Source organism: Halorubrum saccharovorum DSM 1137 (assembly GCF_000337915.1).
In the GTDB taxonomy this organism is placed as follows: domain Archaea; phylum Halobacteriota; class Halobacteria; order Halobacteriales; family Haloferacaceae; genus Halorubrum; species Halorubrum saccharovorum.
On the sequence record NZ_AOJE01000058.1, the window covers coordinates 37,070 to 59,288 of the forward strand.

Annotated in this window: 20 protein-coding genes; 5 read left to right on the forward strand and 15 right to left on the reverse strand. The window is 70.6% G+C overall.

From position 1 onward, the window contains the following. Positions 1–35 precede the first annotated feature (35 nt). The 8 genes from C471_RS10850 to C471_RS10885 all read right to left on the reverse strand — a co-directional run bounded on the left by C471_RS10850 (position 36) and on the right by C471_RS10885 (position 9,911). Entirely contained in the window at positions 36–3,347 is a 3,312-nt protein-coding gene (locus C471_RS10850; RefSeq protein WP_004048949.1) for a DUF7286 family protein, read from the reverse strand. Further along, positions 3,341–3,841 (reverse strand): DUF7284 family protein, encoded by a 501-nt coding sequence (locus C471_RS10855; protein WP_004048951.1) that lies wholly within the window; start codon positions 3,839–3,841, stop codon positions 3,341–3,343. The genes C471_RS10850 and C471_RS10855 overlap by 7 nt, the downstream gene beginning before the upstream one ends. Next, complete coding sequence (locus C471_RS10860) at positions 3,838–4,278, reverse strand: DUF7285 family protein (protein ID WP_004048953.1); 441 nt, start codon at positions 4,276–4,278, stop codon at positions 3,838–3,840. The genes C471_RS10855 and C471_RS10860 overlap by 4 nt, the downstream gene beginning before the upstream one ends. Beyond that, positions 4,259–4,753 carry a DUF7283 family protein gene (locus tag C471_RS10865; RefSeq protein ID WP_004048954.1) on the reverse strand — a complete coding sequence of 165 codons (495 nt, stop codon included), beginning with the start codon at positions 4,751–4,753 and terminating at the stop codon, positions 4,259–4,261. Before C471_RS10865 ends, C471_RS10860 begins: the two co-directional genes overlap by 20 nt. Positions 4,754–4,839: 86 nt before the next feature. Beyond that, positions 4,840–6,663: a hypothetical protein gene (locus tag C471_RS10870; protein ID WP_004048962.1), complete on the reverse strand. Its 1,824-nt coding sequence runs from the start codon at positions 6,661–6,663 to the stop codon at positions 4,840–4,842. Beyond that, entirely contained in the window at positions 6,660–8,630 is a 1,971-nt protein-coding gene (locus C471_RS10875; RefSeq protein ID WP_004048965.1) for an ATPase, T2SS/T4P/T4SS family, read from the reverse strand. The genes C471_RS10870 and C471_RS10875 overlap by 4 nt, the downstream gene beginning before the upstream one ends. 33 nt (positions 8,631–8,663) lie before the next feature. Beyond that, entirely contained in the window at positions 8,664–9,134 is a 471-nt protein-coding gene (locus C471_RS10880; protein WP_004048967.1) for a DUF7311 family protein, read from the reverse strand. A gap of 27 nt (positions 9,135–9,161) precedes the next feature. Beyond that, positions 9,162–9,911, reverse strand: coding sequence for a DUF7310 family coiled-coil domain-containing protein (locus C471_RS10885; RefSeq protein WP_004048970.1), 750 nt, complete (start codon positions 9,909–9,911; stop codon positions 9,162–9,164). Positions 9,912–9,987: 76 nt separating this feature from the next. On the opposite strand from C471_RS10885, the gene C471_RS10890 reads away from it, so the two are divergent. Then, the gene (locus tag C471_RS10890; RefSeq protein ID WP_004048972.1) at positions 9,988–11,067 is read left to right on the forward strand and encodes a tubulin/FtsZ family protein; all 1,080 of its coding nucleotides are present in this window, start codon (positions 9,988–9,990) and stop codon (positions 11,065–11,067) included. 85 nt (positions 11,068–11,152) lie between these two features. After that, positions 11,153–11,851 (forward strand): phosphoglycerol geranylgeranyltransferase, encoded by a 699-nt coding sequence (locus C471_RS10895; protein ID WP_004048975.1) that lies wholly within the window; start codon positions 11,153–11,155, stop codon positions 11,849–11,851. A 39-nt stretch (positions 11,852–11,890) separates the two neighbouring features. On the opposite strand, the gene C471_RS10900 is transcribed toward C471_RS10895, so the two are convergent. Next, positions 11,891–12,490: a riboflavin synthase gene (locus tag C471_RS10900; protein WP_004048977.1), complete on the reverse strand. Its 600-nt coding sequence runs from the start codon at positions 12,488–12,490 to the stop codon at positions 11,891–11,893. A gap of 112 nt (positions 12,491–12,602) precedes the next feature. On the opposite strand from C471_RS10900, the gene C471_RS10905 reads away from it, so the two are divergent. Beyond that, positions 12,603–12,932: a DUF7533 family protein gene (locus tag C471_RS10905; protein ID WP_004048979.1), complete on the forward strand. Its 330-nt coding sequence runs from the start codon at positions 12,603–12,605 to the stop codon at positions 12,930–12,932. A 15-nt stretch (positions 12,933–12,947) separates the two neighbouring features. Here C471_RS10905 and C471_RS10910 read toward each other — a convergent pair whose 3' ends face one another. From C471_RS10910 to C471_RS10925, 6 genes are all read right to left on the reverse strand, one after another. After that, positions 12,948–14,348 carry a M24 family metallopeptidase gene (locus C471_RS10910; RefSeq protein ID WP_004048980.1) on the reverse strand — a complete coding sequence of 467 codons (1,401 nt, stop codon included), beginning with the start codon at positions 14,346–14,348 and terminating at the stop codon, positions 12,948–12,950. Beyond that, positions 14,345–16,189, reverse strand: a complete 1,845-nt coding sequence (locus C471_RS10915; protein ID WP_004048981.1) for a UvrD-helicase domain-containing protein — start codon at positions 16,187–16,189, stop codon at positions 14,345–14,347. Before C471_RS10915 ends, C471_RS10910 begins: the two co-directional genes overlap by 4 nt. A gap of 135 nt (positions 16,190–16,324) precedes the next feature. Beyond that, positions 16,325–16,483: a DUF7563 family protein gene (locus C471_RS17715; protein ID WP_004048982.1), complete on the reverse strand. Its 159-nt coding sequence runs from the start codon at positions 16,481–16,483 to the stop codon at positions 16,325–16,327. Between the two features lie 88 nt (positions 16,484–16,571). Beyond that, positions 16,572–16,754 carry an HVO_0416 family zinc finger protein gene (locus tag C471_RS18125; protein WP_080505597.1) on the reverse strand — a complete coding sequence of 61 codons (183 nt, stop codon included), beginning with the start codon at positions 16,752–16,754 and terminating at the stop codon, positions 16,572–16,574. Between the two features lie 149 nt (positions 16,755–16,903). Continuing rightward, complete coding sequence (locus C471_RS10920; RefSeq protein WP_004048984.1) at positions 16,904–17,641, reverse strand: bacteriorhodopsin; 738 nt, start codon at positions 17,639–17,641, stop codon at positions 16,904–16,906. Beyond that, positions 17,638–19,227, reverse strand: a complete 1,590-nt coding sequence (locus C471_RS10925; RefSeq protein ID WP_004048986.1) for a methyl-accepting chemotaxis protein — start codon at positions 19,225–19,227, stop codon at positions 17,638–17,640. Before C471_RS10925 ends, C471_RS10920 begins: the two co-directional genes overlap by 4 nt. Before the next feature lie 120 nt (positions 19,228–19,347). Between C471_RS10925 and C471_RS10930 the strand changes: the two genes are divergently transcribed. After that, positions 19,348–19,797, forward strand: a complete 450-nt coding sequence (locus tag C471_RS10930) for an acyl-CoA thioesterase (RefSeq protein ID WP_004048987.1) — start codon at positions 19,348–19,350, stop codon at positions 19,795–19,797. Positions 19,798–20,259: 462 nt separating this feature from the next. Continuing rightward, positions 20,260–22,026, forward strand: a complete 1,767-nt coding sequence (locus C471_RS10935) for an L-lactate permease (RefSeq protein ID WP_004048988.1) — start codon at positions 20,260–20,262, stop codon at positions 22,024–22,026. Positions 22,027–22,219 lie beyond the last annotated feature (193 nt).

Sequence of the window (22,219 nt, forward strand, 5' to 3'; positions counted from 1 at the left end):
CTCGGTCGCGGCGTCTCAAAACGGCTGCGGTCGGGTCACGGGTTCGTACACTTCCCCTCCCCCTCTCTCTCGTCGCTCGCGGGCGACTCCCCGATCGCGCCGGGGCACGGCCATCCCTCGGACCGTTCGTCGCGGACTCCGTCTACGTCGCCGACGCCGGGCGGGCCGGCCGGAACCGCGACGGCAACCACCGTCTCCGTCTCGAACGCGACCGGCTCCGTCTCGCCCAACTGCACCGTCTCGCCGCCGACGTCGACTGTCACGTCGCCCTCGCTCCGGACGTACGCGAAGCGCTCTCCGGGCGTCCCAACGTCGGCGCGCAGCGCGAATCGCGGATACTCCCCCCGGACTTGGACGCGCCACGCGTTCACGGTCGTCACCCAGTATCCGGGTACGGGTGCGACCGGGAGCCCCGCGCCGACGGTGCGGGCGGGCTTCAGCGACCACTTCTCGCCCAGCTCCTCCGCCGCCTTCTCGCTGGCCTTCCCGGCGGCCGCTCCGCCCGCCCGCGTCGCTTCCCTCTCGATCGCCTTCTCCATCCGGTCTCTGAGTAGCACCCGCGCGCCGCTCGTCGTCTCGTCGACGAACCGGGTCGGGACCCGAACCGCGTCTCTCCCGGCCGCGGTCCGGGTCGCGACGCGGAGGTTCGCGCCGAGCGCCTCCTCGGCCGCCCGCGACAGCGATCCGACGCTCGCGGCCTCGGCGGCGACTCGATCCGGATAGGAGCCGTTCCCGACGGCGACCGCACGTTCGCCCGTCGAGCCGTAGTTCGCGGCGGCCGCGTCGAGCGCATTGCGCCGCTCGTCGCGAGAGAGAGACGTCCGCACGCGGAGCGTCGCTCTGAGCGCTTCGTCCACCCCGTCGAGCGACCCGTCTATCTGCCGGGCGAGCGCGTCCCGATCCGCCCGCAGGTCGGGGTCGTCGCCCGACGCAAGCGCCTCGTTCGCCAACAGGAGCGATCGCCCGGCCGTCCCGACCCGAACCGTGTCCTGGGTGCCGAGGATCCGGTCCACGATACCGCTCGACACCTCTGCGTACGGTACGGTGACGTAGTTCACGTTGCGGACCGCGAGGGGTCGCGTCGTCGTCCCGTTCACGCCGTCGACGGTCTCTCCGTCGACGGTCGTCCGCGGGAGATATCCCGGCGAGCCGCTCGGCGCGAACGTCACCTCTCCGCCCGGGCCGCCCTCGCCGACCGCGTACGTCCCGGGGTCGCGGGCGGCCTCGCGGCTGGCGAGCGCGTCGCCCACGTCGGGGCCGTCGAACGCGCCGTTCACGCGGTCGAGGAACCCGTCCGTCGCGCGTTCGCGGTCGTCCGCGGCGGCCTCCAGCTCGTCGATCACGGCGTCGAGGTACGCGGCGCGGGCGGCGGTCCCGGCCCGATCGACGGCGCCGTCGTACGTCGCCGGCGCGGCGATGAGTTCCGAACGCCGATTGCGGAGCGCGTCCGATAGGTCGGCGTACGGTTCCGCCTCACCGACCGCCGCGTCCTCCATCGACGCCTCGGTCTCGATGCCGCGCACCTCGCTCGCGAGCGCGGCCACCTCGGCCGCGACGGCGTCCCGATCGGCCGCCGAACGAGATCCGACGACGACGGTCGACTCGGTCACCGCTCCGTCGCTGACCGCGTCCTCGACGATCCGATCGACGCCGTTCTCGGCACCGACTTCAAGATCGGTTCGGGCGGCGGACGGCGCGTCGCGCAGATCCGGACCGTCGGTCGCGTCGCCAGCACCGAACGTCGCGGTGGCCCGGTCGGGTGCTCCGCCGGTCGGAGCGTACTCGCCCGATACCGACACCCGTACTCGGTAGCGGTCGGTCACCGCGTCGCGCGTGGTCACCCGATGAACCTGCTCGTCGACGACGCTCCCGTTCGGGCCGCGCTCGACCGTTACTCGTTCCCACTCCGCGATCGCGACGCGCTCGACGGTCGCCTCGCGGGTCGCGAGGCCGAACGAGACGCGCTCACCGGGGTCGACCGTCCCAGACGGGACGCCTTCCGGAACGCCGTCCCCCGAGACGACCGGGGACCGTTCCGCCCGACGCAGATCGACGCGCTCCCAGCCGCTGGTTGTCGCGAACCCCGAGGGCTTCGGCGGTGTCGGACGCCCGCCGTCGATCAGTTGTGTCGTCGAGGTCTCCATGCTCGCTTCGACCCGATACGCGTTCCCGATGATCGCGTCCAGATCGTCGTAGACGCGCGTCGCCCCCTCGTCGGCCGCACGACCGATCGGGACCGAAGTCCGCTCGTCAGTCCGGTCTCTTCCAGGCTCGAACGCGGCGTCCTCACTCGGCTGACCGCTCGGACCGTCGCTCGCTCCCGGACTGTCTCCCTCACTAGGGCCGTCGTTTTTCTCCGGCGTCGGTGCGTCGAGAACGGCCTCGGTCCACGATCCCTCATCGACGCCGGTCGGCTTGAGCAGGTCGGTAACGCCGGTTCGCGCCGTCGCGCGCGCCACTCCTCCGCGCGCGTTCGGATCGCTCGCGCCGAACACGTCGCGTTGCGTCCGGACGATCCCCGCGTTCGTCGACAGCTCCACGTGGCGGTTCGCGAGCACGTTCTCGACCGGCGCACCAGCGTACTGGCCGTACCCACGCGCCCACGTCATCGGGTAGAGGCTCGCGGTGAGCTGGCGACCCAACCCCGGTCCCTCGACGGGGCCCCGGTTGAGTCGCTTCTCGAACCGCTCCGTCCGTTCGTGCGCTGTGAGCGTCGGGACTGCCACCACGACGGTCCGATCCCCCGTTCGTTCAACGACGGTGCGCCCGCTCCGAGTCGCGGTCGTTTTCACCCCCTCGAACGTCACACGCGTCGCCGTTCCGTTTGCGGCGGACCCGATGCGGATCCGGTCGCGCGCCGCCGCTAGCTCACTCGGATCGTCCACCGCTGGTAGCGACGCCGTCGCCGTTACGCCGCCCACTTCGGCGTCGACGGCCGCCAGCGCCTCTGCGCCGGCGATCGCGAGCCGGATCCGGAACGCGTCTTCGAAAACTGAACCGTTCCTGACCGCAGTCGCTTCGTGTCCCTCTTTCGAGCCGGCGACCGCCTCGTCTGGCGCCCGCGTCACTGGCTCTTTGGCCGCGTCGTGCGCGGCCTGGCGCGCCGCCGCCCTGAGCGCGGCGGTCGAGTCGGCGTCGACGCGTTCGACGGCGCGCTCCACGCTCCGGTCCTCGCCGATAAGTCCCTGATCGGCGATCCCCGCGGCGTACGTCGAACTCGTCACCAAGAGGAGCACGCCGATCAGTGCGAACGGGACCCGCGCGCGTTCGTCGACGGTGAAGGACCGACACCTCGATCTGGTGTGCGACGCGCGTGTTCCCGACGATCGCTTTCCCACGCTCACCACCTCCTGATCACGATCCTGATCTGACCGGTCGAGTTCTCGCCGTTCGGAGCCGGATGCGTGAGCACCGCTGCCGTAACAGCAGCGCCTCGTGGCGGCTCGCTTCCGACGGTGATCGTGTTCGAATCGTCTGTCTCGTCCGACGATCTCGCCCCCGCCTCCGCGTCGATCCGCGTCCGCGGTCCGATTCCCCGTCCGACGGCTGCCAGTGCTTCGGACTCAAACGCCTCTTTCGACGCGCGTTTCTCGTCGCTGACATCGTCTCCGGCCGCCACCAGCGCCAGCAGTTCGGCGCGCGTCGCGTGGACCGTCCTGGTCCCGTTCGGCGCCTCCTCCGACGCGTACGTCACCGTTACCGTCTCCGTCGCGATCAGATCGGTGACCTCGGCGGCTTCGGGTCCCGTCTCTCCGCGACCGCCGTCGGCCGCGCCGAGGGCGACGACGCTCGCCGAGACGCAGAGGAGCAGCACCGTCACGTCGAGCACGGTGCTCGTCATCGGTACACCACCGCCCGAAGCGTTCCGCGGACGTTCCGGCCTGCTCCCACCTTGACCGTTGCCGGCCGCTCGGCGACCGCGACCGCGTCCGTGTTCCGAGCGCTCTCCATCGCCGGCGCCTCGTCGCCGGACCGGACCGTCCACGTCTCGCCGTCGGCCTCGATCACGACCGTCGCGGCGTATCGGAACTCGACGACATCGCGCAAGCGTTCCGGATCGACGACCCCGCCCGTCGTCACCGACGGCTCGACCCGATCGAGGGTCGCTTCGGCGGTCGGACGCTCTCGGTCCGGCGCCGCGTCGTCGAGCGCGGCGACGTACAGCCCGAGCGCGGCACCGACGGCGAGCACGGCGACCAGGGCGGCGATCGGTTCGACCGCGGCGCGGCTCTCGGTCCCTTCCCCGGAGAGAAGGCCCTCACCCGACGAGCGTGACATGGACCCCTCCGTAGTGAACGCGTCTCACCGTCAGCCGATCCGGCGCCGGACGCCACTCGTGGTCTCGCCCCCGAGCGCGCTCGGCGGCGGCCGCGAACGCCTCCGGATCGTCGAACGCGACGGTCGGCGGGACGCCGGCCAGCACTCGGCGAAGCCCGTCGGCGCCCGAGGATCCGCGTCGCTCCGTCGGGACAGGAGTTACCTGCGGTGCCCGCAGCGCCGCCCGCGCGCTCCCGCTCCCGCTCCCGCTGTCGAGGGCGATCGATCGGTTCGTGAGACGAATGCGGTCCGCGGCCAGCCCGTGCTCCGCCGTCGCGGGATGCTCGCCGTCGGCAACCGAGTCGATCGTGTGTGCGACGCCGCTCGCGTCCGGTGGCGGAGAGGCCGGGAGCGCGGCGGCGACGCCGACGGTCGCGACGCTCACCAGCGCCAAGCCGAGCCACGCGTACGTGGCGTCGAGGTGGGTCTCGAACACGGGACGGCTGGCCGCTGTTTCGTACTTAAAGGATCGCTCCGGGATATATTCGGAGGCCTTCCCTTCTCTCCCCTTCCCTCGCCTCGCTACAGCAACATCCCGGCGCCGAGGAACGCGACGAGATACGTCGCGGCCGCGGTCGGGAGCGCGATCCCGACCCGATAGGCGACGAGGGTCCGATCGAACCCGCGTTCGAGGCCGGTCGCCAACGCGGTGAGCAGCGCCGCGAGGACCAACACGTACGCGCCGACGATCCGTCCGAGCACCGGTACCGACAGGGCTCCGCCCCCGTTCGTCCCCGGAGCCGATTCCGCGGCCGTTCCGGCCGCCCCGCTTCCGGTGGCGCCGCCACCACCGACGCCGCCGACTCCGAGCGCGTCCGCACCGGCCGTCGCCCCGGCGCCGAGTCCTCCGGCGTCGACCGCGTCGATACCGGTGGCGAGCGCGATCGTCGCCCCGCCGACGAGCGGCGCGAACACCGCAGCGGTGTTCGTCAGCGTCCCCGTTACGGTCGCGAGCTGTCGCCGGGCGTCGCTCTCGAGCTCGCGGAGGTCCTCCAGCTGGTCGGCGAGCTCGAGCAGCACGTCGCCCGCCGGCCGCCCCTCTCTCGCGGCGACGGCAAGCAGCGCGACTGCTCCCCGAACCCGCGGGGACGGAACCGGAACCGCCGGACCGCCGCGGCCGAGGAACGCCTCCCGGACGCCGACGCGGAGCGTGTCGCTCCGGTGTCCGGCGAGTTCGAAGAGCTCGCCGGTTGCGCCGTCGAGTCGTTCGCCAGCGTTCGCAATCGCGGTCTCGACGGCGACGCCCTCGGCCACGTCGCCGCCGATCACCGTCATCGCGTCCGGGAGGGTGCGCTCGACGGCGCGGACGTTCGACAGCACCGCTCTGCGGTGCCGGACGGCGACGAAGAGCGCGACGCCCGCTCCGACGCCGACCCCCGCGACCGGCGCGGTCCACTCGGCGACGAACCGCGCTGCGACCGCGGCGGCGACGGCTCCGGCTCCCAGTCCGGCGACCGTCGCGTGGATTCCTCTCTCCGGGACATCCGGGTGATCTCCGTCGATGCTCGGCGGCGCGAACGCGACCGGGCGACGGGAGAGCAGCCACGCTGACGCCCCGAGCAGCCCGGCCGGCAGCACGCCGAGGTACAGCGCCGCGACGACGACGGGGCCGATCGGAACGCCCGCCGCGGCGGCCGCCGGGAGGAGAGCGATGAGTGCGAGCGGAAGCAACACCCCGAAGGCGTACAGCGCCGAGACGGGACCACGGACAGCCCCCACGAAGGAGGCGAGCCGATCGGTCGTTCCGGAGATAGTCGCGTCGAGAGCCCGGTCCAAGCATCGTCCTCGGCGCTCCGGCGGTGCCGACGCCGCCGTCCGAACGAGTGCCGCTGCCCGGTCGATCGTCGGGAACCACGGCTGCCACTCGCGGGCGAACGCCCGGAGCCCGCTGGTCGGTCCGTCGGCGTTCGCCCGCTCGTGACGCGCGAGGCCGTCGGCAAGCGGCCCGTCGCCGGTCCGCGCGGCGAACCGGACGGCCCGCTCCGTCGAGGGGTCCAACCGCATCCGCAACACGAGCCGTCCGACGAGTCCGGGCGCGGCCCCGAGCGCTCTGGTCCGCCGGAGCGAAGCGAGCCACACCGGCCCCCGGTGAACGGCGTGTGTGACGCCCAGCCCCCCCGCCATCCCGGACAACAGGCCCGGAACGGGGCCGGAGACGAACGCGACGACGACGGCACAGACGAGGCCGATCGCCACGCCGGCCCGATATCCCGATTCGATCACCTGTGCGCTCGTCGCGTCCCATCCGAGGAAGGCGATCGCGCGACGGAGATCCGCCGACCCCTCACCGCCGTCTGCCGCATTGCGTCGCGACGCCCCGACGAAGTCCCTGTCCGGACCGGTCATCGATCGCCACCGTCGAAGTCGCCGTCCTTCCGCGGGCCGTCGCTCCTCCCGCGAGCGTCCCCGTCGCGGTCTACGTATCGTTCCGGCGCGATCCGTCCGGTTCTCGCTGACTCTCCGACGCGTTCTCCCCGTCGATCGATGGCACTGCGGACGGCCGCGTACGACTCGCCGGTCTCCGCGAGCGACTCGACGAGCCGACTCTCCCCGCGGTCGATGCGACCAGTAGGAGACAGTCCCGCTCCCGATCGCTCGAACAGCGGCTCGAACGAGGCTCCCTCGTCGTGGCCGACGACCTCGGCGATCGTCTCGACACGATGGTCATCGAGCACGACGATCAGATCCGTCGCGGCGAACGAGGAAGGAGAGACGCCGAGGTCGGTGACGACTCGCTCCTGGACCGCCTCTGGGTCCTCGCCGTGGATCGTTCCGAGGACCGTCTCGCCGGCCGCGCCGACGCGCATCGCCTCGTACAACGCCGCCGCCTCCTCGCCGCGGACCTCACCGACGACGATCGCGCCCCCTCCGAGCCGGAGGGCGGTCCGCACTGCCTCGCTCGGCGACGGTTCCGCACCGTCGCCCACTCGGAGCCGCTGCGTATCGCGCCCGGCAGCGGTCACCGCCTCGGCCGGCAGCTCCGGCGTGTCCTCGATCAGTATCGACCGCGTCTCGGCCGGCAGCTCCCAGAGAAGCGACCCGAGAGCGGTCGTCTTCCCCGCCCCGCGACCGCCGGCGACGAGCCCTGTCACCCCCCGCTCAACGGCCACCGAAAGGAGCCCGGCGGCCGCTGGTGTGATCGTCTTCACGTCCACGAGCCGCGCGAGGGTCCACGCGTCCGGCTCGCCGCGACGGAACGTGAAGGAGAGACCGTCGCTGGCGGGATCGGTCGTGGCGGCGACCCGAACGCGACCGGATTCGGCCTCGATCGTCGCGTCGAGGGTCGGGCTCGCGCGGGAGAATCCCTGCCCGCTCGTCCGTCGGAGCCGAGACGCGAGCGTCGCCGCGCCCTCGGCCGGTAGCCTGACGTTGGTGCGACACCGCTCCCCGTCGACGACGACTCGAATCGGGTTCTCGGCGACGGGCGCCGACACCGTCGCGTCGCTCACGCGTTCGTCGGCGAACACGTGTTCGAACGCGCCGTACCCGCGGGTGTGCCGACGGAGCACGTCGACCAGCGTCGGGACGGGATCGCCGGCCGCCGCGACCGATCGCACCGCTCGTCCCGGTCCCCTGTCGCCGCCGGTCGGATCGTCGAGCAACCGGTCTTTGGCGGCGGCGAGTCGCTCGACGGCCTCGTCGTCGAGCCGCGCCGAGGGGGGCGTGAGGTGATACGTCCGTAGCGCTCCCGATCCCTCGTACAGCCGCACGGTCGCGCCGGTGTCGACCTCCCACCGATCGACGAGCGCTGCGTCCGGCGGCGGTGTCGACGCGACGCGCGTGGCCGCGATCCTCGGGCCGGCGTGCGATCGGAGCACGTCGCCGGGCTCCTCCGCGTCAGAGACGATCTCGGACAGTCCGGTCTCCGCGGCGATCCGCTTCGGCGGCCCCTCACGGCCGCCCGCTTCCCGCGCCGCCGCGATCGGTTCTCGGGCCACGCGCTCCGCGAGCCGCGTCTCGTGGAATTCGACCTGCTCGCGGAACCGCCCGGCGGCGATCAGACACGCCGCGGCCCGCCCGGCGTAGGTCCGCTCGCGGCCCGCGTGGCGCGTCCGGACCACGTCGGCGTCGCGCTCCGTCAGCGCCTCCACGACCGTCGCGAGACAGCCGGGGCTCGCAGCGAGATCACCGCGCCCCGGACAGTCGTCGGCGTCCACCGCGAGCACGACCCGATCGTCGACGCCGGTCCCGACCGGTTCTCTGAACGACGGATCGCATCGACACTCGTCAGGGTCGTCATCGACCCACGGGAGCGATCGCAGCGGCGCGTCGTCGCCTCCGAGCGACGACAGCGAGGAGAGATCGAAGCTCATGGCGGGCGTGCCCGCGGTATCGCATATAAACTCTCACCCGATCCGCGAAATCCGGACAGTCGGGCCGCCGTCGTCGACGAGGCGGAGGTCCAGGCGACTCTCGCCGTCGGTCCGGAGCGCGATCGGTCCGTCGACGACTTCGACGGTCGCGGCCGTCGCGCCAGGAACGATCGGACGGGTCCGGCCGCGACTGCCGTCGATCCGATACCGAAGCGCGGCGACGGTTTCGTTTCCCGACTGCTCCGCCTCGACGAGTGCCAGACGGTCGATCGGTGCCGCGGTGACGCCGCTCGGCGCGCGAACCGTCACCGTCGTTCGGGCGGCGAGCGACGGGTCCGCGACGCTCATCGATCCGGCGGCGAGTCCGCCGATCGCTCGCTCGATGCGGTCCGACTCGGTGTCGAGCTGCTCCTCGGTCGTCGCGGTCCGGGCGTCTTCCAGCGCCGGTATCGAGGCCGCGAGGAGCGCGACGGCGACGAGGACCGTGAGGACGACGCGGATCACGGCCCCGTCCTCGCGGCGCGCCGGCGGTTACAGCGAGTCACGGAGCCGATCCAGCGCGCCGGAGCGCCACGAGTCGTCCGCTTTCTCGTCGTTCGTTTCGGAGCGGTCGGTCGCCGTCTCGACCGCCGACCTGGCTCCGTTCTCTCGGCGCCGGTTTGTCGGTACGGCGTCGTCGCTCGGTACGGCGGCGTCGAGGGCGTCGTCGCTCGGTACGGCGGTGTCGAGGGCGTTCTCGTTGGCCGCGCCGTCGTGAGTCGCCTCGCCGTTCTCACTCGCTTCGTTCTCACTCGCTTTAGCGAGCGCGAGGTCGGCGCGGCGCTCGACCGCCTGATTCACAGACCGGATCGATCCGACGTACCCCCTGATCGCTTGCGTCGCCGCCTCCAGTTCCTCCACGCGTGCTTCGAGGTCGTCGAGCCGCGTCGACAGTTCCTCCCGCTCCGCGCTCGCGGCCGCCCCGTCGCTGAGATCGGCGACAGCGTCGTCGGTCCCGGTGAGTGCCCGCTCGACCGCGCGGAGTCGCTCTTCGACCCGGTCGCCGTCCCGCTCGGGGTTCGCCCCGATGTTCGGGTCTTTCTCCGATGCGATGTCCGCGTCGGCGACGGCCGGCCTCTCGCCCGTCGATCGCGTCGATCCGGACGTTCCGGCCGTTCCGGCCGGTGTGCCATCGGCTCGGCCGAACGCCGGAGATCGCTCTGATTGCTCGTCACCCGTCGTCTCCGGAGCCCCTCCGGCGCCGACGAACGGCCGGTCGCGGTCGCGAGTGTCGTCTGTCACGCGGTCGATTGGCCGCGGGTTTCTACTTAAACCTCGGGGGAAAAGATATTACGACCGGATCGGTTAGCTCTCGATCATGAACGCGGTCCTCCTCGGCGTCGGACAGGCGGGCGGAAAGCTTACGACTGCGCTCGCCGAGTTCGACGCGGACGCCGGTTACGGTGCGGTGCTCGACGCGCTCGCGGTGAACACGGCGTCGGCCGACCTAGAGCCACTCCCGCTCGATACGGTCCTCGTGGGTCAGTCTCGGGTGAACGGGCACGGCGTCGGCGGCGACAACGAGCTCGGCGCCGAGGTGATGGAGGAAGACGCCGTCGAGGTGCTCGACGCGCTCGCGCCGAAGGTGAACGCCGACGCGGAGGCGCTGTTCGTTGTCGCGGGGCTCGGCGGCGGAACCGGATCCGGCGGCGCGCCGGTGCTCGTCCGCGAGCTGAGCCGCGTGTACGACGTGCCGGTGTACGCGCTCGGCGTCCTCCCCGGCCGCGACGAGGGGGCGATGTACCAGGTGAACGCCGGGCGATCGCTGAAGACGCTCGTCCGCGAGGCCGACGCGACGATTTTGCTCGACAACGACGCGTGGCGCTCCTCCGGCGAGTCGGTCGAGGGCGGCTACGCGGCGATCAACGCCTCGATGGCGAAGCGGGTCGGGCTCCTGCTCGCGGCCGGCGAGTCGGTCGAGGGCGTCGCGGAGTCGGTCGTCGACACGAGCGAGGTGATCAACACGCTGCGCGCCGGCGGCATGGCCGCGGTCGGGTTCGCGTCCGCACCGGCCGCCGAGGACGCCGAGGAGAACGTCACGACGGTGATGAGTACGGTCCGGAGCGCGGTGATGACCGGGATGTCGCTCCCGAACGCGACCGACGCGGACGCCGCTCTGGTCGCCATCGCGGGCGATCCCGACAGGATATCCCGGAAGGGCTCGGAGAAGGCGCGCAAGTGGCTCCAAGAGGAGACCGGATCGATGGAGGTGCGCGGCGGCGACTTCCCGCTCGACTCCGACCGGGTGGCCGCCTTGGTCCTCCTCGGCGGCGTCGAGCGCTCGCGCCGCGTGGAGGAGTTCCTCGAACGCGCGCGACAGGCGATCCGAGACGAGCCGGAGGAACAGCCCGACCCCGCCGACGCGTTCCGCAACGACGAGCTCGACGACCTGCTCTGAGACGTGTCGATCCCGCCGGCGGGCGTCGCCCGCTCGCGGGACAGGTTCCGCACCTTTTTGGTCCCGCCCGGTAGAGTCGATTCCGATGAACAACCCGTGGGACGACTGGGACCACGTGCTGAAGGTCGATCCCGACAAGCAGCTGTACGGGGACGACACCTTCGAGGACGTCTGCCGGACCGGAACCGACGCGATCGAGATCGGCGGGACCCTCGATGTCACCGCGGAGAAGATGACTCGCGTCGTCGACGCCGCTGCGGAGTACGACGTCCCGCTCTACCAGGAGCCGTCGAACCCGGGCGTCGTCATCGATTCGCCCGCCCTCGACGGGTACCTGATCCCGACGGTGTTCAACGCGGGCGGTCCGTTCTGGATCACCGGCGCGCACAAGGAGTGGGTCCGCATCGACGACCTCGACTGGAGCCGGACGCACACCGAGGCGTACATCGTGATGAACCCCGAGGCGTCGGTCGCGCAGCTGACCGAGGCCGACTGCGACCTCAGCGCCGACGACGTGGGGGCGTACGCGAAGGTGGCGGAGCGCATGTTCGGCCAGGAGATCGTCTACGTCGAGTACTCGGGCACCTTCGGAGACACGGAGAAGGTCGCCGCCGCCCACGACGCGCTCGACGAGGCCACCCTGTTTTACGGCGGCGGGATCCACGGTTACGAGTCGGCCAACGAGATGGCCGCCCACAGCGACGTGATCGTCGTCGGCGACCTGCTCCACGACGAGGGCGTCGACGCGGTCCGCGAGACGGTGAAGGGCGCGAAGGACGCGTAAGCCTCGGAGGAGCAGCCCTGCCGTGCGGTTCTGTCCGGCTCAGTACCCGTCCAGCATGTTCTCGACGTACTTCGCGATCACGTCCACTTCCAGGTGGACCGGGTCGCCGACCGACTTCTCCGAGAGCGTCGTCAGCTCGTAGGTCGTCGGGATGATCGCGACGTCGAACTCCCCCTCGCGCTTCTCGGCGACCGTCAGCGAGATCCCGTCGAGCGTCACGGAACCCTTGTCCACGAGGTAGTCGCCGTGGCCCTCGGGAATCGCGAACGTGAACCGCCAGTCCTCGCCGACGCGCTCGATCGACTTCACCTCGGCGACGGTGTCGACGTGGCCCTGCACGACGTGGCCGTCGAACCGCCCGTCGGCGGGCATCGCGAGCTCGACGTTGACCGCGTCGCCTTCGTCGACAGCGCCGAGGTACGTCTTCGCGACCGTCTCGCTCGCGAGGAACACCTCGAACCAGTCGTCGTCCGATCCGACCGCGTACTCCTCGACCGTGAGGCAGACGCCGCTGACGCTGATCGACTGGCCGTGGTGGAGGTCGTCGAACCCGTCGACCGCGATCCGGAGCCGGAGCCCGTCCTCGGTCTCGGTCCGCTCGCGGACGGTCCCGGTGTCCTCGACGATGCCGGTGAACATACCGGAACTGGGCGCGCGCGACACATATCGGTTCGGTGTTCGCTCGCGGCTCCGCTCTCGGCTCCCGCTGACGCCGCGCCTCTTTTGACCCCCCGGAGCCAACGCAGTCGCAATGAGACTCGGGCTGACCGACATGATCGGGTTGGCCGCGTCGCTGATCTTCGCCCTCCCGCTCGCGAACTACGCGATCATCCGGCTGTTCGCCGGCGAGGTCGCGCTCGGCGTCGGCCTGCTCGTCGTCGCCGCCGCGATGGTCGTCCTCCCGCAGTACTTCCTCGATCCCGGGCGGATCCTGCGGGGACTGCTCGCGGGGCTGCTCCCCCGACAGCTCCGCGAGATCGCCGATCTCGACGCCCCGGATGAGCGTCCGACCCAGGAGCCGTCGATCGAAGGCGAGCAGACCGAGGCGACGCCCGAGGACGGGACACCGGTCGAGAAGTGAGCGCTCTTTTCGAATTCACTCCCGCGCGGTCGGAACGATCCCGAACGGGTACTCGGCCAGCACCTCGTAGCCGCCCTCGGTGACGACGACGAGGTCCTCCAGCCTGACGCCGCCCACGTCGGGGTCGTACACGCCCGGCCCGACCGTCACGACGTGGCCCGACCGCAGTTCGCCCGCACCCGACAGCGACGGCGACTCGTGGCGGCTCACGCCCACGCCGTGGCCGGTGCCGTGGGTGAACCCGGCCTCGCCCTCCCCCGCGTTCGGGTCGAACCCGTACGCGCCAAGCTCGGCGGCGGCCTCTCCGTGGACGCTCGCGGCCGTCGCGCCCGATTCGACCTCGCCGAGCGCGACCTCGCGGGCCGACTCGACCGCGAGGTACGCCCGACGCTCCCAGCCGCCGTCGCCGTCGACGACGAACGTCCGGGTCAGGTCGCCGCGGTAGCCGTCGGGCCCGCGCGGCGAGACGTCGATCAGCACCGTCTCGCCCGGCCGGATCGGGTCGTCGCCGACGTAGCGGAGGTCGGCCGCTGCCGGCCCCACGCGGATCGCGGTGTCGCCGGCGTCCCGGACGCCGCGGGCGGCGAGCGTCGCGTTCACGACCCGCCGCAGACGCTCGGTCGTCAGGGGTGCGCCCTCCCACCGGAGGGAGGGCTCGCGGGTCCCCGCCGAGTCGCCATCGGCGTCGGACTCGCTCCCGACGACCTCGCTCTCGGCCAACACGGTCTCGGCGCGTGCCATTCCCGCGACCGCCGCGCGCTGGACTCGTCGGAGCCGGTCGACCTCCGCGTCGGTCTTCCGGGATCGGGCGGTCGCGACCGCGTCGGTCGACGCCAGCGCGTTGCCGGCGCGTTCGAGGTACACCGCCGCGTCGTGCGGGATCGACGGGGAAACGAGAGCGGTGCGGTCGCTGTCGGCTCGGTCGCGCTCTTCGATGTCGAGCAGGTCTCGGACGACCGCCGCCGCGCGCTCGCCCGCGTGGTCGCCGACGCGCTCGGTCCGCACCTCGCGGGCGACGCCGTCGTGGAACCCGGCGTCGCCGTCGGCGCCTCCGCCGTCAGCGCCTTCGCTTCGGTCGCGCGCCCCGGCGACGAACTCTCGCTCGGCCTGCTCGCGGAACTGCGAGGGGGCACAGAGGACGGCGCGGCCCGCGATTCCGTCGTCTTCCGAACCCACGCTCTCCGGAACGACCACAAGCGCGTACGCCCGGTCCGGGCCGGCGAAGCGCGTGAGATACCGGAGGTCGTCGTCGAACCGGTCGCCGACCGCGACGAAGGCGTCGGCGTCCGCGGCCGCGACCGCCTCGGCGATCGGTGTGAGGTTGGTGCGGACCGGGAGGCGGTCGCGCAGTTCCGCGGCGTCGCCGTCCCCGCCGCTTCCCGCACCGGCCTCCGCGGCGTCGCTCCCGTCGCTCACGGCTCGGGTTCGGGGACGGCCAGCTCCGCCTGCACCTCCTCGACGAGATCCTGTGCGGGTTCGTCGCGGAGCTCGTTGAAGAGGAGAACGCTGATCGGGAGCGTCGGTGCCCCGCTGATGAGGCTCTCCATGATCACCAGTCGCTCGCGTGCGCGGGACATCCCGACGTAGAACACGCGGCGCTCGTTGTCGGTGAGGACCGGGACCGGGCTCGTGGTCTTCGTGAACTCCTCGATGCCGTCCACGTCGGTCGGGTCGTCGATGGAGGCCGCCATCTGCTCGACAACCTTCTCGGTGAGGTCGGTCGCGACGAACACGTGGTCGGCCTCGCGGCCCTTCGCGGAGTGGATGGTGCCGACGCGGACGCGGGTCGGGTCCATCCCCTCGTAGTCGCCGTCGAAGTAGGCGCCCATCGACTTCCGCTGGAAGCTCGTCACCTTCCGGACCATGTCGTTCGCGCTGCTCGCGTCGGGCATGAACGGGATGAACTCGTCGAGTTCGTCGTTCGTCACCTCGATCTGGGCGATGTCGTCGGCGTCGGCCGCCTCCTCGCGGTCGTCGAGGAAGTCGTAGAACTCGTCCCGCTCGTGGGTGCCGAACGCCGAGTCCTGCAGCATGTCGGCGAGCCGTCGGGCCTCAAGCCCGTTCACGGAGTCGCCCGTGTCGGCCTTCTCGATGGCGCTGACGTAGTCACGCACGCGGTCGGTCCACATCCGGCCGTCGGTCAGCATCGTGAACGGGATCCCGTGGTCGATGAACTCGTCGATGAAGTCGAACATCTGGTAGCGCGCCCGGAACAGACACATCACGCTGCCCTCGTCGTCCTCGACGGTGTACCGGACGTTCCGGACAAGTTCGAGCATCGACGGCGACTCGATCGCCTCGACGGTGCCGCCCTCCTTGCGCGGGTGGAGGTCCTTCTCCTGTCGCTTGTCGATGTGGCGGATCTCGGCGTTGACGACGTTGAGGATCTCGGAGGGGAGCCGGTAGGAGTTCGGGAGCACCACGTCCTCGTCGACGTCGGTGTCTAAGAGGAGGTCGGGGTCGGCGCCCTGCCACGCGTAGACGACCTGGTCGTCGTCGCCGGCGATGAGCACTTTCCGCATGTGGGGTTTCCACTCCTCGAAGACGTTGTACTGCAGCGTCGTGATGTCCTGGAACTCGTCGATGATCAGGTACTCGACGTTCGGCACCAGCGAGCGCTGCGCGACGCGTTCGAGCATGTCTGCGAAGCCGACCAGGTCGTGGTCGCCCTTGTAGCCGCGCCACGCGCGGATCGTGTCGGGGATGTCGATCCGGTCGTCGTCGGAGGGCCACGTCGGGGTGTACTTGTTCCCCTGCTGCGCGTTGGGGTCCTCCTCGGGCGGGAGCCGGACCTCCTCGACGTTCCACTGGAAGGGCACGTCGTACCAGTCGGCCACGTCGCGCTCGGTGCGCTGGAGCCACTGCGAGGTGGCGATGATCTTGTTGCCGATCGTCGTCGACCGCGCGGTCCGCCGTCCGGCGCCGCCGTGCTGGTCCTCGAACTCGATGCCGTACTCCTCGCAGAACTCCTCTTTGTCGTCCTCGCCGACCACGTCGCCGCGCGACAGGTCGAGCAGCTCGTACGCCTTCGCGTGCATGGTACAGACGTTCCCCTGGAGGCTGCGCGGGGAGATGTCGAGCCGCTCGGCGAGCCGCTCGCGGATCTCGGCGGCGGCAGCACGCGTGTACGAGACGACGAGCACGTCGCGAACGTCGGCGTCCCCGTCGTCGAGGATCCCCTCGACGCGGTCCAGGAGCGCTGTGGTCTTCCCGCTGCCCGGACCGCCGAACAGTCGCGTCACCGTGGGATCGGTCATTAGTTACTCCAGATTCCGGTTCTCCTTAAACGCCGTGGCTCTGGCCGTACCGGAGGGAACGACGGATCGGCCCCGAGCCATCGATCGGACCGCAGATACGATCGTCGACGGATCGCCGTCGGACTCTCGGCGCGCTCAGTTGCTTCGCGTCGCTCGCGCCTCGCGCACGTCGGCGCCGTCGCGGACGAGATCCTCGCAGTCGGGACAGACTCGGGGCCGATCGATCTCGTTCGGCGTGAAGACCCGAACGTAGTCGGTCGTGACGAACGAACCGCAGTTCTGGCAGGTCGGCATACTCGCCACTATCGATTGATACCACATAATACTGCCGCCAAACTCAGTCGAAAGAAAACCGCTAATCGCCCGTGCGACGCCGTCAGCGTCAGGTCGGACGCCAGTCGCAGACGTCACACTGTGCGGTTCCTTCGGGATGTAGCGCACCACACTCCGGACACTGAAGCTTGTTATAGGATCGCTCCCAGCGTACGATCTCTGTCTCGTGGCCGTGATCGGACAGGAACTCGTCGAACACGTCGTCGTCCGCGCTGGGTGCACTACTAGACATGCATGCTAGTGAATGCCACGCGAGTATAAATATCTTGTTGCGGCTCTATCAATCTGCGAAAACGGCCACGAATGATCGAGATTCACGGACAGAACTGTCGAACCTCGCGACGCGGCTTAGGCCGTCCCGTTCCAATCCGATCTGTCCGATCAGTCGGCCGCCGTCGGGGCGGTTCCCGAACCGGGGCCGGTGCGGTCGCCCCCGCCCGTCGCGTCTGCCTCGCCCTCGTCGTCGAGCAGCGTCTCGGCGTTCGCGATCACGAAGCCCGCGAAGCCGACCCGCAGGATGAAGTCGATGTACTCCAGGGTCACCGCCTGCGTGAACGCGTCGAAGACGCCGAACAGCTGGAGCATCGCCCACGTGATCAAGATCCCGAAGACGAACAACACGAGGTTCCGGGTCTTCCGGTAGAACAGCGCCCGCCGCGGGGACCGTCGCCGCGCGGCCGCCGCCACCGGGCCGAAGTAGAGCAGCGCGAGTAGCGCGTATCCGACGACGATGGCCGCGGTCGCCGCGAGTCCGACCGTTCCGTCGGCCACGTCGGCCACGTCGTAGGCGGTCCGCATGAGGAGGATCGTCGCGACGACGACCCCGATGTACCGGCGGCTCGCACCCGCGACAAACGCCGCGAACCCGAACAGGAGTGGGTAGGTCGCGTAGTCGCTGACCGTCTGTGGCAACACCAGTTCGCCCGTGCCCACCGGCACGGCGCCGACCCCCGCGCCGCGAGCGGCGACGAGCACCGAGGCGGCGGCGACCACCGCGACGAACGGGTAGCAGTACCGCCGCGCGGCGGGCCGCTTCAGCCGGACCGCCGCGAACAGCGCCACCGCCCAGCCGCCGTACAGGGTCGCGGAGACGAACCGCACCGTTGACGGCTCGATCATCGGTCCACCTCCCCACCGTCGGCGGCGGGAACCGCGGCGCGGTCGCCCGTCGGCTCGCCGCTCGCGGTCTGGGTCGAGCGGTCGGTCCGCGTGTCGAACTCGTCGAGGCGGCGTTCGAGCGTCCGGGTCCGGTCCGACAGCGACGCGGCCGTCTCGCGGACGGTCTCCATCGTCGCCGCGGTCTCGTCGGCGGTCTCCGCGAGGGACCGCGCCCGGTCGGCCGCGGCCTCCGCGGTCCCGTGGACCTCGTCGACGGTCGCCGCGATCGCCTCGACGCCCGTCGCGCCCTCGTCGGTCGCCTGCGCGATGTCCGCCATCGCGGCGTCGACGTCCTCGACGGTCCCGGTGAGCTCCTCGATCGCGTCGCCGGCGTCGCGGGCGGCCTCCGTGGTCTCGTCGAGCTCCGCCATCGTCTCGTCCATCTCCGCGGCCACCGCCGCCACGTCGCCGGTCACCGCGTCGATCGTCTCGTCGATCTCCTCGGTGGACGCCCGCGTCTCCTCCGCGAGCGACTTCACCTCGTCGGCGACGACCTCGAAGCCGTCGCCGTCGCCCCCGGCGCGGGAGGCCTCGATCGAGGCGTTCAGCGCGAGGATGTTCGTCTGCTCGGCGATGTCGGCGATCATGTCGGTGGTCTCGCCGACCCCGTCCATCCGGTCGTCGAGCCCGTCGATCAGCTCCTGCAGCTCGCCGAGCAGGTCGGCGATGGCGAGCACGGAGTCGACCGCCTCGGCGGCGTGTCGCTCGCCGGCCTCGCCGAGCTCGGCCGCGGCCGCGGCGTCGCCCGCCACGTCGTCGGTGGTGGAGGCGATCTCCTCGACCATCGCGGAGAAGTCGTCGGTCTCGTCGGACGCCTCCCGGAGCCGGGCCGTCTGGTCGTCGAGCGCGCCCGCCAGCTCCCGCATCTCCGTCGCGACCGTCTCGTTCATCTCCGCCACGTCGTCGGCGCGCTCGGCCATCCGCTCGCCCGTCGACTCCACGTCCTCGGCGAACGCGTGGAGGTCGTCGAGCGTCGCGGACAGGTCCGCGGCCATCTCGTTGTACGCGCCGGCGATCCGCGCGATCGCGTCCACGTCAGCGTCCTCGGGCAGCCGTCGGGTGAAGTCGCCGTCGGCCGCGTCCTCCATCGCCGAGCCGATCCCCTCGGCGTGGTCGAGGAGGTCGTCGGTGAGCGCCTCCGCCTCCTCGCGGGCCGCCTCCGCGTCGGCCTGCGCCCGTTCCGACTCCGCGACCGCGTCGCGCAGCGAGCGCCGCATCTCGTCGACGGCGCCGAACAGCCGCCCGATCTCGTCCGGTCGGTCGGAGTCGGCGCTCGCCTCGAAGTCGCCGTCGCGGACCGCCTCCGCGACCGCCGTGAGCCGCCGCAGGTCCACCCCGACGTTCCCGACGAGGACGATCCCCAAGAGCCCGAGATTGAGCGTGACCACGACCGCCGTGGCGCTCAGCGCCGCGAGCCCCGCCTCGCCCGTGCCGACGGCGGCGACGTGCGCGCCGAAGATCGCGACGAACGCCAGCGTGGTGCCCAACGCGAGCAACACGAGGACGCCCACTCGGCGCCCGTAGTGGTCCGTTATCGAGTCGAACATAGATCGTTACTCGAAGGAGGATATGTGGGTCATATAGGACTGATCGTCGAGTTATCGTGTGTGATAATCCGTTTGCGCCCCGCCGACGCTCCTTTCACCACCGGGCGTGTTGGGGCGGCCATGCCGACCGTCAGCGACACCTACATCGAGAACCGCCAGCGCGTCCAGCCGACCCACACGAACAACTACGAGTCGGCCCACGGGGGCAACGTCGTCAAGTGGATGGACGAAATCGGCGCGATGTCGGCGATGCGCGCCGCCGGCGAGACGTGCGTCACGGCCAAGATCAACGGGCTCGACTTCAAGCGACCGGTACCGCAGGGCGACACCTGTATCGTCGAGTCGTACGTGTACGCGGTCGGGCGAACGAGCCTCCGAACGCGGATCCGGGCGTTCCGCGAGTCTCCCCGGACCGGCGAGCGCGAGCTGACGACGGAGTCGTACTTCGTGTTCGTCGCCGTCGACGCCGACGGAAGTCCGACGGCGGTGCCGGAGCTGACGGTCGAGGGTGACCGCTGCCGAGAGCTGCGCGACGCCGCGCTCGCCGCGGAGCCGGAAGAAGACCGGTGACGACGGGGCGGACGAGAGCCCGCGACCCGGTCCGCCTCGGCATCGCTTAAGGCGCCGAGCCGGTCGCCGCTACCCAAGTCCCACGCGCGCCGCATCTCGTTGAGGTCCCTACCCAATTCCCACGCGCGCCGCATCTCGTTGAGGTCCCTGGACGACGTTTCGGTGGGAACGGCTCGGCTTCTCGGACGGACGGCGAGCCGTGACCGGTACCTACCGGACGAATGACCGGTCGGAAAATGATCGGTCGTTGATGGATCCGTTCGGACAATCCCCCAGTCGTAGAGCGAGTTGTTCACGGAGGCGACTGCACCGTGCACCCGGTCGCTTCCGGACACGTCGTTGTCCGGAAACTTACCTTTTATAATCAATGAACGTGATGTACCTCCGTCGCATGTGGATGGTAACTTGTCACATGAGTCGTCGGTGGAATCGAGCGAACGAGAGTAACGGTGGAGGGGACCTATGACGACCGGAATCGACGTCGCCGTGGCCGCGATTCCGCTGCTTCTCGCCGGGGTTCTCCTCGTCGGGTTCCTGTGGCCGGCGACGCGCGCGATGCCCATCGCGTGGGTCGCAGCCATGGTGATCGGGTACGCGGCGTGGAACATGCCGGTGAACTGGCTGGCGGCGGCGTCGGCGAGAGGGTTCATGACCGCGATCGAGATCCTCTGGATCGTCTTCGGTGCGCTCGTGCTGTTGTACACCCTGATGGAGGCCGGTGCGTTCGACCGGATAAATCAGGGATTCGCGACGGTCAGCGACGACCGACGCGTGCAGATCGTCCTGATCGCCTTCTTCATGGCGACGTTCATCGAGGGCGCCGCCGGGTTCGGGACGCCCGCTGCGGTCGTCGCGCCGCTGCTCTTGGGGCTCGGCTTCCCGGCGCTCGCGGCGGTCGTCGCCGGGATCATCGGCCACATCATCGCCGTCACGTACGGCGCGGTGGGGACGCCGATCGTGGTCGGGATACAGAATCCGATGGAGAGCGTCGAGTTTACCCGCACCGCTATCCAGGACGGCGGCATGACCGTCCAGGAGTTCTCCGTCAACGTGGCGGCGTGGGCGGCGACGTATCACGCGTTGGTGGGATTCGTGATGCCGCTGTTCGCGGTCGGCATGGTCGTCTACTTCTTCGGCGACCCGGACGACCGCTCGCTGGCGCCGGCCTGGGAGGTCGCGCCGCTCTGTCTGGCGTCGGGGATCGCCTTCGCGGTCCCGTACTGGATCTCGGCGTGGTTCCTCACGGCCGAGTTCCCGTCGCTCATCGGGTCGATGGTCGGCGGCGCGATCATCCTGAGCATCCTGCGCGCGGGCTACCTCCTGCCGGACGACGAGTGGGAGTTCCCGGAGCGGGAGAAGTGGGCAGACCACTGGGTCGGATCGATCGAGCCGGGGCAGTCGAACGGCTCGAACGGTGAGGGCCCCGAGAGCCGCGGCGGCGTCTCGCCCGAGGCGAAGGCGGCCGACCTCAGCGGCGGCGAGGACATGTCGCTGCTGAAGGCGTGGTCGCCGTACGTCCTGCTCGTGGTTCTGCTGGTCGTGACGCGCGCGGTCGGACCGATCTCGAACTTCATCAACCAGAGCATCTTCATCGTCAGTTGGAACGGGATCCTCGGAACCACTCTCGACGGCGCCGTCGCGTGGATGAACGTGCCGGGGTTCTGGCTGCTCGTGAGCGCCGTGCTCGCGATCCCGATCTTCAGCATGTCCGGCGAGGAGATCGGTGACGCGTGGAAGGAGGCCGGCCGAAAGATCGTCTCGCCGTTCATCGCGCTGGTGTTCGTCATCGCCATGGTGCAGGTGATGCTCCAGTCCGGCGCGCATCCCGGCGCGCCGGAAGTGGGGAGCATGATCGTCCTGCTCGCGCAGACGACCGCTGACATCCTCGGCGTCGCCTATCCGGCCTTCGCGTCGCTGATCGGCGCGCTGGGCGCGGCGATGGCCGGATCGAACACCGTCTCGAACATCACCTTCGGCGCGTTCCAGTTCGAGGCGGCGACGCAGCTCGGGCTTCCGCGAACGATCATCGTCGGCGCGCAGGCCGTCGGCGGCGCCATCGGGAACCTCGTCGCGATCCACAACCTCGTCGCCGCGCTGGCGACGGTCGGCCTCCTCGGACAGGAGGGGCGGGTGATGCGGCTGAACCTGATCCCGCTGCTGTACTACGCGACGGGCGTCGGCCTGCTGTGTCTGCTGTTCAGTTACGTGTTGTTCCCCGGCGTGTTCTGAGCGCGGGACCGCCACGGCGGTGCGGCTTTTTATCGACGCCGACGCCAACGCCGGCGCTCAAGGACACGAAAAAGTCGATGTGCCGGGAAGACGAGCCGAGCGCGGACCGCCCGTTTAGAGGATGCCTGCGGCTTCGGCGGTTTCGACGATGTCTTGGGCCATTTTGTTGGTGGCTTCGTCGACCATTTGGCCG

Coding starts and splice junctions, on each gene's coding strand:
- C471_RS10855 (WP_004048951.1), bottom strand. CDS start 3,841: ATGACGAGCACCGTGCTCGACGTGACGGTGCTGCTCCTCTGCGTCTCG.
- C471_RS10860 (WP_004048953.1), bottom strand. CDS start 4,278: ATGTCACGCTCGTCGGGTGAGGGCCTTCTCTCCGGGGAAGGGACCGAG.
- C471_RS10870 (WP_004048962.1), bottom strand. CDS start 6,663: ATGACCGGTCCGGACAGGGACTTCGTCGGGGCGTCGCGACGCAATGCG.
- C471_RS10875 (WP_004048965.1), bottom strand. CDS start 8,630: ATGAGCTTCGATCTCTCCTCGCTGTCGTCGCTCGGAGGCGACGACGCG.
- C471_RS10890 (WP_004048972.1), top strand. CDS start 9,988: ATGAACGCGGTCCTCCTCGGCGTCGGACAGGCGGGCGGAAAGCTTACG.
- C471_RS10895 (WP_004048975.1), top strand. CDS start 11,153: ATGAACAACCCGTGGGACGACTGGGACCACGTGCTGAAGGTCGATCCC.
- C471_RS10900 (WP_004048977.1), bottom strand. CDS start 12,490: ATGTTCACCGGCATCGTCGAGGACACCGGGACCGTCCGCGAGCGGACC.
- C471_RS10905 (WP_004048979.1), top strand. CDS start 12,603: ATGAGACTCGGGCTGACCGACATGATCGGGTTGGCCGCGTCGCTGATC.
- C471_RS10915 (WP_004048981.1), bottom strand. CDS start 16,189: ATGACCGATCCCACGGTGACGCGACTGTTCGGCGGTCCGGGCAGCGGG.
- C471_RS17715 (WP_004048982.1), bottom strand. CDS start 16,483: ATGCCGACCTGCCAGAACTGCGGTTCGTTCGTCACGACCGACTACGTT.
- C471_RS18125 (WP_080505597.1), bottom strand. CDS start 16,754: ATGTCTAGTAGTGCACCCAGCGCGGACGACGACGTGTTCGACGAGTTC.
- C471_RS10920 (WP_004048984.1), bottom strand. CDS start 17,641: ATGATCGAGCCGTCAACGGTGCGGTTCGTCTCCGCGACCCTGTACGGC.
- C471_RS10925 (WP_004048986.1), bottom strand. CDS start 19,227: ATGTTCGACTCGATAACGGACCACTACGGGCGCCGAGTGGGCGTCCTC.
- C471_RS10930 (WP_004048987.1), top strand. CDS start 19,348: ATGCCGACCGTCAGCGACACCTACATCGAGAACCGCCAGCGCGTCCAG.
- C471_RS10935 (WP_004048988.1), top strand. CDS start 20,260: ATGACGACCGGAATCGACGTCGCCGTGGCCGCGATTCCGCTGCTTCTC.